This is a genomic window from Streptomyces sp. NPDC002176 (genome assembly GCF_044903645.1).
GTDB lineage: Bacteria > Actinomycetota > Actinomycetes > Streptomycetales > Streptomycetaceae > Streptomyces.
In genome coordinates, this window is record NZ_JBJDQW010000003.1 from 286,477 (window position 1) to 299,598 (window position 13,122).

Here is a 13,122-nt window from a genome sequence, read left to right on the forward strand (position 1 = left end):
GACGGCACAGGGCGGTTACGTTCCCCCTCATGGAGAACGTCATCCGACCCCTGGCCGTGGTCGGCGGTGCCGTCGCGCTCACCGTGCTGCTCGGCTGGGCCACCGACCTGCTGCTGCGCAAGGCCGACGAACGGCACGGCGAGACCCCGCTCTGGGGCTTGCTGCGCCGTTGCCGCATCCCCTACCAGCTCGTCCTGCTCGCCGCCCTGCTCAGAGGGTCCTACGCCCAGGTGCCCTGGCTGCGCGACCACCGGGTCGGCATCGGCCAGACCCTGACCCTGGTGCTGATCGGGTCGACCGCCTGGCTCGTCATCGGCATCGCGGGCGCCGTCGTGGAGACCTCGTACAGCCGCTACGCCCGGATGCACCGGGACCCCGCGCGGGTACGCCGGGTGCGCACCCAGGTGACGCTGATCATGCGGGTGGTGTCCGCGACGGTCGGGGTGGTCGGGGTGGCGGCGATGCTGCTGACGTTCCCGGAGATGCGCGCGGCCGGTGCCTCGCTGCTGGCCTCGGCGGGCATCCTCGGCATCGTGGCCGGTGTCGCGGCCCAGTCGACGCTGTCCAACCTGTTCGCCGGGCTGCAGATCGCCTTCGGCGACATGGTGCGCATCGGCGACACCGTGGTGGTGGACGGCGAGTGGGGCACCGTCGAGGAGATCACCCTGACCTTCCTGACCGTGCGGACCTGGGACGAGCGCCGGATCACCATGCCGGTCTCATACTTCACCTCGCGCCCGTTCGAGAACTGGTCGCGGGGCACCCCGCAGATGACCGGCACCGTCTTCTGGTACCTCGACCACAGCGCGCCGGTGGAGGCGATGCGGGAGAAGCTCCGCGACATCCTGCGCCACTGCGCGGCCTGGGACGGCCGTTCCTACGGGCTGGTGGTGACCGACACGACCGCCAACACCATCGAGGTGCGGGCCCTGGTGACCGCGAAGGACGCGGACGACATCTGGACGGTCCGGGTCACGGTCCGCGAGCAGATGATCGCGTGGCTGTCCGCCGAGCACCCGTACGCGCTCCCCCGCGTCAACACCTCCGACGCGGCGCAGGCCCCGTACCAGATCCCCTCCCCCGACCGGGCCACCCTGCGCAAGGCGTACGAGTTCCCGCGCACCGGCCGCGTGTAGCCAGACCTCGAGGAGCCGGGGGCGGCTCAGCGCAGGCTGCGTACGTCGAGATGGCGCAGCACGCGGTCCACGATCTCCGGGTCCGCCCCCGGCTCGCTGCGCGCCGCGAGCACCTCGTGGCGGGCGGCGCTCATCATCTCCGACTGGATCTGCCGCACCCGCTTCAGGCGCCGGGCCCGCTTCTGGTGGGCCTCCTTGCGCTCCTCCTCGCCCATGTCGGGGCTGATGCGGATGCCGATGTCGAAGGCGCGCCGCAGCATCTGCTCGGACAGCTCCTCGGGGAGGTCCTCGACCTGCTCGATCTCCCGCAGCTTGCGCCGCGCGGCCTTGGTCGCGCGGACGGCGAGATCCTTCTCGAAGTCCTTCTCCCGCTCGGAGTCGGCCTTCACCCCGAGCTTGCGCACCAGCCGGGGCAGGGTGAGCCCCTGGAGCACCAGGGTGGCGATGATCACCCCGAAGGCGATGAAGACGATGATGTCCCGGTCCGGGAAGGGCCCGCCGTCCTCGGTGGTGAGCGGGACGGCGAGGGCCAGCGCCACCGAGGCCACCCCGCGCATCCCGGACCACCACATCACCACGGTCTCCCGCCAGCCGACCGGGATCTCCTCGTCGATGTCCCGCCGGGCGTGCAGCCGCTTGGTCAGCCAGGTCGCGGGCAGCAGCCAGAGCAGCCGGACCAGGATCACGACGGCCGCGACCGCCGCCGCCCAGCCGACCAGCTCGCTCCAGCGGCCGGAGGCGGTGCGGACGGCGTTGTGCAGTTCGAGGCCGATCAGCCCGAAGGCGACACCGGTGACCAGGGTGTCGATGATGTCCCAGAAGGTGTGCCCGGCCAGCCGGGTCATCACGTCGTCGGCGTCGCTGGCGTACTCGGAGAGGAACAGGGCGGTGGTGAGCACCGCGAGCACACCCGAGCCGTGCAGCTCCTCGGCGAGCACGTAGGAGGCGTACGGCACCAGCAGGGTGAGGCCGATCTGGAGGGTGGCGTCGCCGAGCAGGGACATCAGCTTGTTGGCGCCCCAGCCGAGGGCCAGGCCGATGACGACGGCGACGACCGCGGAGAGCACCAGGTCGAGCCCGGCTTCCCAGGGCGAGAACTCACCGCTGATCGCGGCCGCGATGGCCACGTGGTAGAGCACGATCGCGGTGACGTCGTTGAACAGCCCCTCGCCCTCCAGGATGGAGATCAGGCGGCGCGGCAGCCCGAGCTGCCCGGCGACGGCGGTCGCGGCGACCGGGTCGGGCGGGGCGATCAGCGCGCCCAGCGCCACCGCGGCGGCGACCGGCAGGCCCGGCACTATGGCGTGGGCGACCGCGGCGACACAGATCGTGGTCACGAAGACCAGGGCGACGGCCAGCAGGAAGATCGGCCGGACGTTCGCCGCGAACTGCCGCCAGGAGGTGCGCCGCACCGCCGCGTAGAGCAGCGGGGGCAGCAGGGCGGGCAGGATCAGGTCGGGCGGGATGTCGACGTTGGGCACGAAGGGCAGCACGGCGAGCACCCCGCCGAACAGCGTCATCAGCACCGGCGCGGGCAGCCCGAAGTATTCGCCCACCGGGACGCTCACCAGGGCGGCGAGCAGGATCACGAACAACAGGGCCAGCTGATCCACGTAGCGCTCTCCGGAGGTAAACGATCACCGCAAGCCTCCAGACTGCCACGTCGGCCGCTTCCGGCCGCTCAGCGGCCCGCCCTCGTACGGCAGTCCTACGCGGGCCCGAGCGGGCGGCGCATCGCCCGGTGCGCGATCCCGGCGTCCATGAACTCGGGGCCGTACGCGGTGTAGCCGAGGCGCTCGTAGAAACCGAGGGCCTGCGTCTGGGCGTGCAGGTCGACGGCGGTCAGGCCAAGGTCCCGGGCCGCGTCCTCGATGGCCCGCACCAGGGCCGCGCCGACACCGAGACCGCGCGCCCGCCGGGTCACCGCGAGTCGGCCCAGCGAGCCCACCGAGGCGTCCCCGCCGGTCTTGCCTGCGGCCGCCTCGCCGTGCAGCAGCCGACCGGTGCCGAGCGGCACGCCGTCCCCGCCCATCGCCAGCACATGCACGGCCGTGGCGTCGTACGCGTCGTACTCGATGTCCTCCGGGACGCCCTGCTCGGCGACGAAGACGTCCTTGCGGACCGTGAAGCACGCCTCACGGTCGGCGGGGTCCTCGGCGACGCGGACGGTGTACGGCGCGCTCACGCGTACGTCTCCTCCCGGACCCGGTCGAGGGCCCGGCTGAGGTCCTCGGGGTAGTCGCTCTCGAACTCAACCCACATGCCGTCCCCCGGGTGCTCGAAGCCGAGCCGGACCGCGTGCAGCCACTGGCGCTCCAGCCCCAGCCGCTTGGAGAGCGTGGGGTCGGCGCCGTAGGTCAGGTCGCCGACGCAGGGGTGGCGGTGGGCGGACATGTGGACGCGGATCTGGTGGGTGCGGCCCGTCTCCAGCTTCACGTCCAGCAGGGAGGCGGAGCGGAACGCCTCGATGAGGTCGTAGTGCGTCACCGACGGCTTGCCCTCGGCGATGACCGCCCACTTGTAGTCGTGCTGGGGGTGGCGGCCGATGGGGGCGTCGATGGTGCCGCTCGTCGGGTCCGGGTGGCCCTGGACGAGGGTGTGGTAGCGCTTGTCGACCGTGCGCTCCTTGAACTGGCGCTTGAGCGAGGTGTACGCGCGCTCGGACTTGGCGACCACCATCAGCCCCGAGGTGCCGACGTCGAGCCGGTGCACGATGCCCTGGCGCTCGGCGGCGCCGGAGGTGGAGATCCGGTACCCGGCGGCGGCGAGACCGCCGATGACGGTGGTGCCGGTCCAGCCGGGCGAGGGGTGCGCGGCCACGCCGACGGGCTTGACGATGACGACCACGTCATCGTCGTCGTACACGATCTCCATGCCCTCGACGGGCTCGGCGACGATCTGGACGGGGGCCGGTGCCTGCGGCATCTCGACCTCCAGCCAGGCCCCGCCGTGCACCCGCTCGGACTTGCCCACCACGGAGCCGTCGACCTGGACCTTGCCGGCCGCGGCCAGCTCCGCCGCCTTGGTGCGGGAGAAGCCGAACATCCGGGAGATGGCGGCGTCGACACGCTCGCCCTCCAGGCCGTCGGGCACGGGCAGGGTTCGGATCTCGGGAATCGTGCTCACCCGTCGAGTATGCCGGACGGGTGAGAAGGCGCCGACCGAGCCTGTGGAAAACCGGTGCGGGAGGGCGTCAGTCCTTGTGGACGGTGCCGTCCGGGTCCAGGCCGCGGAAGGACAGCAGCACGATCAGGATGCCGCCGCAGACGATCGCGGAGTCCGCCAGGTTGAACACGGCGAAGCCGCGGGGCGCGATGAAGTCGACGACCTCGCCCTGGAAGACGCCGGGGGCGCGGAAGATCCGGTCGGTGAGGTTGCCGAGGGCACCGCCGAGCAGCAGGCCGAGCGCGATGGCCCAGGGGGTGCTGTAGAGCTTGCGGGCCAGCCGGATGATCACCGCGATCACGGCGGCCGCGATCACCGTGAAGATGATCGTGAAGGCCGCCCCGAAGCCGAAGGCGGCACCGGGGTTGCGGATGGCGTGCAGCTCCAGGAGGTCGCCGACGAGCTGGATCGGGGCGTGGTGCTCCAGCTTCGCCACCACCAGCAGCTTGCTGCCGAGGTCGAGGGCGTAGGCGAACACGGCCACCGCGAAGAGCACGGCGATCCGGCGGCCGCGCCCGGTCCGCCGCGCCGGGGCCTCGGCCCGCTCCCCGCTGTCCTCCGGAGTGTCCGGCGTACCGATGATGCGCTCCGCCTCTGCCACGTGAGTCCCTCAACCTAGGTGCCTGACTGAGGAGAGAGTACGGCACGCCCCCCACGGCGGCGGAGAGCGGACCCGGAGGTCAGGAGCGGCGTTCCTGCTTCTGCTTGCACTCCACGCACAGGGTGGCCCGGGGGAACGCCTGCATGCGGGCCTTGCCGATCGGGTTGCCGCAGCTTTCGCACAGGCCGTAGGTGCCCGCGTCCAGGCGTTCGAGGGCGCGCTCGGTCTGGGTGAGCATCTCGCGCGCGTTGGCGGCGAGGGCCAGCTCGTGCTCGCGGGTGATGTTCTTGCTGCCGGTGTCGGCCTCGTCGTCGCCCGCGCCGTCCGCCGAGTCGCGCATCATGCCGACCAGGGACGCCTCGGAGGAGGTGATCTCCGTGTCCAGCCGGTCCGCCTCGGCGGCCAGCTCCGCGCGGGCCTCGGCGACCTCCTGAGGGGTCCAGGGGTCCTCGCCGGGGCGTACGGCCAGATCGCCGGGTTCGGCGGCGGCCAGGCGCGCCTTGGGCAGGGCGTCCTGCTCCACCGTGGCCGTGCCAGGGGTCTTCTTCGCAACCACCCTCGTGGCTCCCGTCTTCTTGGCCGTGCTCTTCTCGGCCGCCTTCTTGGGGGCGGCCTTCTGGGCAGCTGTCTTCTTGGTGGCCGTCTTGTCGGCGGCCGCCTTCTTGGTGGCCGCCTTCTTGGCGACGGTCTTCTTGGCGCTCGTCTTCTTGGTGCTCGTCTTCCTGGCGGCCGCTTTCCCGGCCGTCGTGCCCTGGGGGGTCGCCGCCTCGGCGGCGGTGGCCTTGGCGGCCGTCTTTCTGGGAGTCACCGTCTCGCCGCCCGTCTTCTCACCGGCCGCCCGCCCAGCGGACGCCTTCCTGGCAGTGGTCTTCCCCGCGCCGCCCTCACGGACCGGCGCGGAACTCTTCGGGGCCCCGGCGGCCGCCGCCGTCTTCTTGGCGGGAGCCTTCTTGGCCGCGGCCTTCTTGGCGGCCGTCCGCTTGTCGCCCGCGGCCTCCTTGGCAGCCGCCTGCTTCCCGGCCGCGGTCCTGCCGGGCGCCTTCTCCACGGGCGCCTCCTTACCGACGGCCTTCTTCCCGGCGGAAGCCGCCCTGGCCCGCCCGCTCCCCCTTTCCGCCGAACCGCCGGAGGTCTTCTTCGCCACCATGGCCGCGGCCCCTTCACATACGTGAGATTGCAGGCGAATCGTGCTGGGACGATAAATCGACTTGGGTCCCGCGGCAACGGGGCACGCCGCCCGATTCGCCCGCCCCGCGCCCCCCGCGCAGCAGACCTGCATCCGTTGTGCCCAGCTCCCCGGCCCGTAACCCGTCACTCCCGCCCCCGCCGCCATTCGGGTCGCGTCACCGGCCCGGAAAAAGCGGTCGGCCACTGTCCGCCCGGCGCCGTACACTGGGCGGAGCGAGAAGCGTGGATGGGGACGAGTAGCGTCGTATCGCAGCCCAGAGCGAGCCGGGGTCGGTGGAAGCCCGGTGGCGAGCGCGATGTGAAGATCACCCCGGAGCCGCCGGAGGAAAGCCCCCTGGGGCGAGTAGAACCGGCTTCGCGACCCCAATGAGGGGGCTCACCGCCGTGCGGGCGCACGACGGGGGCCAAGGAGGGTGGTACCGCGGGAGCGCGCCGCACACGGCGTGAACAGGAAGAACGCTCTCGTCCCTCCGACGGAAGGCAGCAAGTTCCGTTGGAGGATGCTCGCAGATGACAGCGCCGACGTACCGCCAGGTGCCCGCCCAGGTCGACCTGCCCGCGCTTGAGCACGCCGTGCTCGACTTCTGGCGCGACCAGAAGATCTTCGCCAAGACCCTGGAGCAGTCCGAGGGCCGCCCCGAGTGGGTGTTCTACGAGGGCCCGCCGACCGCGAACGGCATGCCGGGCGCCCACCACATCGAGGCCCGCGTCTTCAAGGACGTCTTCCCCCGCTTCCGCACCATGCGCGGCTACCACGTCGGCCGCAAGGCGGGCTGGGACTGCCACGGTCTGCCGGTCGAGCTGGCGGTCGAGAAGGAGCTGGGCTTCTCCGGCAAGAAGGACATCGAGGCGTACGGCATCGCCGACTTCAACGCCAAGTGCCGCGAGTCGGTGACCCGGCACACGGACGCCTTCGCCGAGCTGACCACCCGCATGGGGTACTGGACGGACCTCGAGGACCCGTACCGCACGATGGACCCCGAGTACATCGACTCGGTCTGGTGGTCGCTGAAGCAGATCTTCGACAAGGGCCTGCTGGTCCAGGACCACCGCGTCGCCCCCTGGTGCCCCCGCTGCGGCACCGGCCTCTCCGACCACGAGCTGGCCCAGGGCTACGAGACGGTCGTGGACCCCTCCGTCTACGTCCGCTTCCCGCTCACCTCCGGCCCGCTCGCCGGTGAGGCGTCCCTGCTGGTGTGGACGACGACCCCGTGGACCCTGGTGTCCAACACGGCGGTCGCCGCCCACCCCGAGGTCACGTACGTCGTCGCCACCGACGGCACGGAGAAGGTCGTCGTCGCCGAGCCGCTGGTGGAGAAGGCCCTCGGCGAGGGCTGGGAGCCCACCGGCCAGTCCTTCACCGGCGCCGAGATGGAGCGCTGGACCTACCAGCGCCCGTTCGAGCTGGTGGAGTTCCCCGAGCCCGCGCACTACGTCGTCAACGCGGAGTACGTCACCACCGAGGACGGCACCGGTCTGGTCCACCAGTCCCCCGCCTTCGGTGACGACGACCTCAAGGTCTGCCGCGCCTACGGCCTGCCGGTGGTCAACCCGGTCCGCCCCGACGGCACCTTCGAGGAGGACGTCCCGCTCGTCGGCGGCGTCTTCTTCAAGAAGGCCGACGAGAAGCTCACCGAGGACCTGAACGAGCGCGGCCTGCTCTTCCGCCACCTGCCCTACGAGCACAGCTACCCGCACTGCTGGCGCTGCCACACCGCGCTGCTGTACTACGCCCAGCCGTCCTGGTACATCCGCACCACCGCCGTCAAGGACCGGATGCTCGCGGAGAACGAGGGCACCAACTGGTTCCCGGAGACGGTCAAGCACGGCCGCTTCGGCGACTGGCTGAGCAACAACATTGACTGGGCGCTGTCCCGCAACCGCTACTGGGGCACCCCGCTGCCCGTCTGGCGCTGCGACAACGACCACCTGACCGTGGTCGGCTCCCGCGCCGAGCTGAGCGAGCTGACCGGCACCGACCAAACGGGCCTGGACCCGCACCGCCCGTTCATCGACGCGGTGACCTTCCCCTGCCCCGAGTGCGGCGACACCGCCACGCGCGTGCCGGAGGTCATCGACGCCTGGTACGACTCGGGTTCGATGCCGTTCGCGCAGTGGGGCTACCCGCACAAGAACAAGGAGCTGTTCGAGAGCCGGTACCCGGCGCAGTTCATCTCCGAGGCCATCGACCAGACCCGCGGCTGGTTCTACACCCTGATGGCCATCGGCACCCTGGTGTTCGACGAGTCCTCCTACGAGAACGTCGTGTGCCTCGGCCACATCCTCGCCGAGGACGGCCGCAAGATGTCCAAGCACCTGGGCAACACCCTGGAGCCCATCCCGCTCATGGACCAGCACGGCGCGGACGCGGTGCGCTGGTTCATGGCGGCCGGCGGCTCCCCCTGGGCGGCCCGCCGGGTCGGCCACGGCACCATCCAGGAGGTCGTCCGCAAGACGCTCCTGACGTACTGGAACACCGTCGCCTTCCAGGCGCTGTACGCCCGTACCTCCGGCTGGGCGCCGAGCGAGGCGGACCCGGCCCCGGCCGACCGCCCGCTGCTCGACCGCTGGCTGCTGTCCGAACTCCACGCCCTCACCGACCAGGTGACCAAGGCACTGGAGGCGTACGACACCCAGCGCGCCGGAAAGCTGCTCTCCGCGTTCGTGGACGACCTGTCGAACTGGTACGTGCGCCGCTCGCGCCGCCGGTTCTGGCAGGGCGACAAGGCCGCGCTGCGCACGCTGCACGAGGTGGTCGAGACGGTCACCCAGCTGATGGCGCCGATCACCCCGTTCATCGCCGAGCGGGTCTGGCAGGACCTGATCGTGCCCGTCACCCCGGATGCCCCGGAGTCGGTCCACCTCTCCACCTGGCCGGAGGCCGACCTGTCGGCGATCGACCCGGAGCTGTCCCAGCGGATGGTGCTGGTCCGGCGGCTGGTGGAGCTGGGCCGCGCCACGCGTGCCGAGTCGGGCGTCAAGACGCGTCAGCCGCTCTCCCGCGCCCTGGTCGGCGTGGCGGGCTTCGACACCCTCGGCCCGGAGCTGCGCGCGCAGATCACCGAGGAGCTGAACGTCGAGTCCGTGGCCTCGCTGTCCGAGGTCGGCGGCTCCCTGGTGGACACCACCGCCAAGGCCAACTTCCGCGCGCTCGGCAAGCGGTTCGGCAAGCGGGTGCAGGACGTGGCCAAGGCGGTCGCCGCCGCCGACGCGGCCGCGCTGTCGCTGGCGCTGCGTGAGGGCACGGCCTCGGTCGAGGTCGACGGGGAGACGGTTGCTCTCGCCCCGGACGAGGTGATCATCACGGAGACGCCGCGTGAGGGGTGGTCGGTGGCTTCCGACTCCGGTGCGACGGTGGCGCTCGACCTGGAGATCACGGAGGAGCTGCGGCAGGCGGGCTTCGCGCGTGACGCGATCCGGCTGATCCAGGAGGCCCGCAAGAACAGTGGGCTCGACGTGGCGGACCGGATCGCTCTGCGTTGGACCGCGGGTGACCCCGTGGTCGTGGCGGCGCTGTCCGAGCACTCGGGGCTCATCGCGGAGGAGGTTCTCGCCACGGACTTCGCCCAGGGCGAGGCGGATGAGAGCTATGGCGACGCGTTCACGGACGAGGGGCTGTCCCTGACGTTCCGTCTGCGGAAGATGTAACTCTCGGCGTACAGCAACGGCGGCTTCCGCAGGGGGCCGCCGTTGCTGTTTGCCGGGTGCGGGTGCGTGGTGGCTGGTCGCGCAGTTCCCCGCGCCCCTGGGTTGGTTGGCCTGAACGTCGACTGGATCAGCAATCCCCTGCAACGCGCGTAAAACAGGGCGGCCCCCGGACCTTAAGTCCGGGGGCCGCCCTGAACGCTGCCGACGCCTGAGGCGTACTAGTGGCCGTGCGCCGCCGTCAGTTGTCGTCCTCGTCGATCAGGAACCCGCGCATCGGCGAGGGAGCCTGACCCATCGGGGACGGGCCCTGCGGCCGGACCGGAGCCATCGGCTGGGTCATGGCCGGCGTCATCTGCTGCTGGCCGCCGTAGGACGGACCGGCGGGCGACTGGGGGCCACCCATGCCCTGGTTGCCACCGCCGTAGGACGGGGCACTCGCGCCTGCCGGAGCCATCGAGGGCGCCGGGGACGGCGGGAGGGACGGGGCGGACGGAGTACGCGGCGGAGCGAGCGAGTCGTCGGCCTGGGTCTCCAGCTGACGCAGCTGCGACTCCAGGTACGACTTCAGACGCGTCCGGTACTCGCGCTCGAAGCCACGCAGGTCCTCGACCTTGCGCTCCAGCGTGGCGCGCGCGGACTCCAGGGAGCCCATGGCCACGCGGTGCTTCTCCTGCGCGTCCCGCTCCAGGGCGTCGGCCTTGGCACGGGCGTCGCGCTCCAGACCCTCGGCGCGGCTGCGGGCCTCACCGACGATCTTGTTGGCCTCGGAGCGGGCCTCGGCGATCGCCTGGTCGGCGGTCTGCTGGGCCAGCGAGAGGACACGCGCGGCGCTGTCGCCGCCGGGGCCACCCTGACCGGGCATGCCGGGGCCGCCCATCGGACCGCCCATGGGGCCGCCCATCTGCTGCGGCATGGGCGGCTGACCGCCCATCGGACCCTGGCCCATCGGACCGGGACCCTGACCCATGGGGCCGGGGCCCTGGCCCATCTGCCCCTGGCCGCCCATCGGACCCTGGCCCATCGGACCGGGACCCATCTGGCCCTGGCCCATCTGTCCCTGACCCTGGCCCATCGGGCCGCCGGGGCCCATCTGGCCCTGGCCCATGGGGCCGGGACCCTGCGGGCCGCCCTGTCCGCCGGGACCGGCGGGGAGCTGCGGGGCACCGCTCGGCAGCTGGGGCGGGCCACCCATGGGGCCACCCATCTGCTGCTGCGGCGGGCCCGATATCCCGGCGGGTACCGGGGCGCCCGGACCGCGCATGCCCTGCTGCTGCTGGTCCTGCTGGTCCGGAGGCTTGCGCATGTTCTGCTGGTTCTGCGCGGCGGCCCGCGTGGCGGCGGCCAGCTTGGCGCGCAGATCCTCGTTCTCGCGGAGAAGACGGGTCAGTTCGCCTTCGACCTCGTCGAGGAAGGCATCGACCTCGTCCTCGTCATAGCCTTCTCGGAGGCGGACGGTCGTGAACTGCTTGTTCCGCACGTCCTCGGGGGTCAACGGCATCTCTTCACCTCAACGTAGTCATCGGCAGTCGGCAAGACCGTATCGTCCACCCTCATCGCACGAAGCTCCCCGCCACGGAGATGAGGATGTAGACGATGATCATCAGAACGAAGAAGGACAGGTCGAGTGCCACGCCCCCGAGCCGCAACGGCGGGATGAACCGCCGCAGAAGCTTCAACGGTGGATCGGTGACAGTGTAGGTGGCCTCCAGTACGACCACCATCGCCTTGCCGGGTTGCCACGAGCGGGCGAACTGGAAGACGTAGTCCATGACCAGCCGGAAGATCAGGACGACGAGAAACACCATCAGCGCGATGTAGATCACCTGCGCGAACACGCTCATGGTTGTGCTTCCCTCTCCCCTGTTCCGTGCGTCTTCCGGTGGTGCGTCTTCAGCTCTGGTTGAAGAACCCGCCCTCTGCGATGCGGGCCTTGTCCTCCGCCGTGACATCGACGTTAGCAGGAGACAACAGGAAGACCTTCTGCGTCACCCGTTCGATACTGCCGTGAAGTCCAAACACCAAACCCGCCGCAAAGTCGACAAGTCGCTTCGCGTCGGTGTCGTCCATCTCGGTCAGATTCATGATCACCGGGGTGCCCTCGCGGAAGTGTTCCCCGATGGTACGGGCCTCGTTGTAGGTCCGCGGGTGCAGCGTGGTGATGCGGTACGGCTCTCGTTCCGACACGACCTTGGGCATGATCACCGGTGCGTTCTTCTCCAGGGACTGACGTTCTTGTGTGATGGACGCCACGGGCGCGATGCGCGCCGGGCGCCCCGATTCCGCGGTCAGCGCCGGGGAATGGGACACCGGTTCGCGTTGCGCCGGAGGCTGCACCACTCGCACCGATTCATCCCTTTGGGACACATGTGCACTGTGCGACTGGTGAGTCGGCTCGTGCCGTCGGTGGTCCCGCTCGGGCTCCGGGTCCAGTTCGGGCTCGAAGTCGTCATCGGGGTCGAAACCCCGGCCGTCGTACCCATCGTCCTCCACGAGGCCGAGGTAGACCGCCATCTTGCGCATCGCGCCGGCCATGCTCTGAGTCCTCCGCTCTGTGGTGGATCGGGTGACGACTGCCAAGTGCCCGCGATCCACTCGGTCGTTGCATCCGCTTTCGGCGGACATTGACCATATTTTCTGCTGTGGTCCGACTTCTTGGCGACGTTACCCGAGCCTGGCACGGACTCCGAGTACCGCGCTGCCGACGCGTACATGTGTCGCCCCGGCCGCGACGGCCTCCTCGAGGTCCGCGCTCATCCCCGCTGACACCATGGTCGCAGCAGGATGGGTCCGGCGCAGGTCGGTCGACAAATCCACGAGGCGTTCGAACGCCGCGCGTTCGCGTCCCGCGTACTCCCCGGTGAGCGGCGCGACGGTCATCAGGCCGTCCAGCCGCAGTCCGGGCGAACGGGCGATCAGGTCGGCCAACTCGCCGATCCCGTCGGGCGCGATCCCGCCGCGCTCGCCCCGGCCGCTCGCCCCCGCGTCCAGCGCGACCTGGATGAGACAGCCGATCTCGCGCCCGGCCCGCACGGCCTCCTTGGACAGCGCGGTGACGAGCCGGTCCCGGTCGACCGACTGCACGACATCGGCATAACCGGCCACGGAGCGCACTTTGTTGGTCTGCAACTGGCCCACGAAGTGCCATTCCAGCGGCAGTTCCGCACACTCGGCGTGCTTCGGGGCAGCGTCCTGGTCCCGGTTCTCGGCGACCTGACGCACCCCCAACTCCGCGAGCAGCCTCACGTCGTCGGCCGGGTAGGTCTTGGTGACCACGATCAGGGTCACCTCTTCCCGTGCCCGCCCCGCGGCCGCGCACGCGGCGGCGATGCGTTCCTCAACCTTCGCCAGATTCCCGGCGAGTTCGGTCCTACGGTCCGTCATGCC

11 protein-coding genes are annotated in these 13,122 nt (G+C 70.9%); 2 read left to right on the top strand and 9 right to left on the bottom strand.

The features are described from left to right. Positions 1-29: 29 nt before the first annotated feature. The gene (locus tag ACI2LY_RS15100; RefSeq protein WP_388992368.1) at positions 30-1,136 is read left to right on the top strand and encodes a mechanosensitive ion channel family protein; all 1,107 of its coding nucleotides are present in this window, start codon (positions 30-32) and stop codon (positions 1,134-1,136) included. A gap of 26 nt (positions 1,137-1,162) precedes the next feature. Here ACI2LY_RS15100 and ACI2LY_RS15105 read toward each other — a convergent pair whose 3' ends face one another. The 5 genes from ACI2LY_RS15105 to ACI2LY_RS15125 form a co-directional block, all read right to left on the bottom strand. After that, on the bottom strand, positions 1,163-2,749 hold the full coding sequence (locus ACI2LY_RS15105) for a Na+/H+ antiporter (protein ID WP_404707530.1): 1,587 nt from the start codon (positions 2,747-2,749) through the stop codon (positions 1,163-1,165). 95 nt (positions 2,750-2,844) lie between these two features. Then, the gene (locus ACI2LY_RS15110) at positions 2,845-3,321 is read right to left on the bottom strand and encodes a GNAT family N-acetyltransferase (RefSeq protein WP_404707531.1); all 477 of its coding nucleotides are present in this window, start codon (positions 3,319-3,321) and stop codon (positions 2,845-2,847) included. Continuing rightward, positions 3,318-4,262, bottom strand: a complete 945-nt coding sequence (locus ACI2LY_RS15115) for an RluA family pseudouridine synthase (RefSeq protein ID WP_404707532.1) — start codon at positions 4,260-4,262, stop codon at positions 3,318-3,320. The genes ACI2LY_RS15110 and ACI2LY_RS15115 overlap by 4 nt, the downstream gene beginning before the upstream one ends. 67 nt (positions 4,263-4,329) lie before the next feature. After that, positions 4,330-4,902, bottom strand: a complete 573-nt coding sequence (gene lspA, locus ACI2LY_RS15120) for a signal peptidase II (RefSeq protein WP_404707533.1) — start codon at positions 4,900-4,902, stop codon at positions 4,330-4,332. 79 nt (positions 4,903-4,981) lie between these two features. Then, positions 4,982-6,049, bottom strand: a complete 1,068-nt coding sequence (locus ACI2LY_RS15125; RefSeq protein WP_404707534.1) for a TraR/DksA family transcriptional regulator — start codon at positions 6,047-6,049, stop codon at positions 4,982-4,984. Between the two features lie 551 nt (positions 6,050-6,600). Here ACI2LY_RS15125 and ileS point away from each other — a divergent pair. Continuing rightward, the gene (gene ileS, locus ACI2LY_RS15130; RefSeq protein WP_404707535.1) at positions 6,601-9,738 is read left to right on the top strand and encodes an isoleucine--tRNA ligase; all 3,138 of its coding nucleotides are present in this window, start codon (positions 6,601-6,603) and stop codon (positions 9,736-9,738) included. A gap of 238 nt (positions 9,739-9,976) precedes the next feature. Here ileS and ACI2LY_RS15135 read toward each other — a convergent pair whose 3' ends face one another. The 4 genes from ACI2LY_RS15135 to ACI2LY_RS15150 form a co-directional block, all read right to left on the bottom strand. After that, positions 9,977-11,236: a DivIVA domain-containing protein gene (locus ACI2LY_RS15135; protein WP_404707536.1), complete on the bottom strand. Its 1,260-nt coding sequence runs from the start codon at positions 11,234-11,236 to the stop codon at positions 9,977-9,979. Positions 11,237-11,288: 52 nt separating this feature from the next. After that, on the bottom strand, positions 11,289-11,579 hold the full coding sequence (locus tag ACI2LY_RS15140) for a YggT family protein (protein WP_030347861.1): 291 nt from the start codon (positions 11,577-11,579) through the stop codon (positions 11,289-11,291). 49 nt (positions 11,580-11,628) lie between these two features. After that, positions 11,629-12,270: a cell division protein SepF gene (gene sepF, locus ACI2LY_RS15145; protein WP_161146522.1), complete on the bottom strand. Its 642-nt coding sequence runs from the start codon at positions 12,268-12,270 to the stop codon at positions 11,629-11,631. A 129-nt stretch (positions 12,271-12,399) separates the two neighbouring features. After that, entirely contained in the window at positions 12,400-13,119 is a 720-nt protein-coding gene (locus tag ACI2LY_RS15150; RefSeq protein WP_401444743.1) for a YggS family pyridoxal phosphate-dependent enzyme, read from the bottom strand. Positions 13,120-13,122 lie beyond the last annotated feature (3 nt).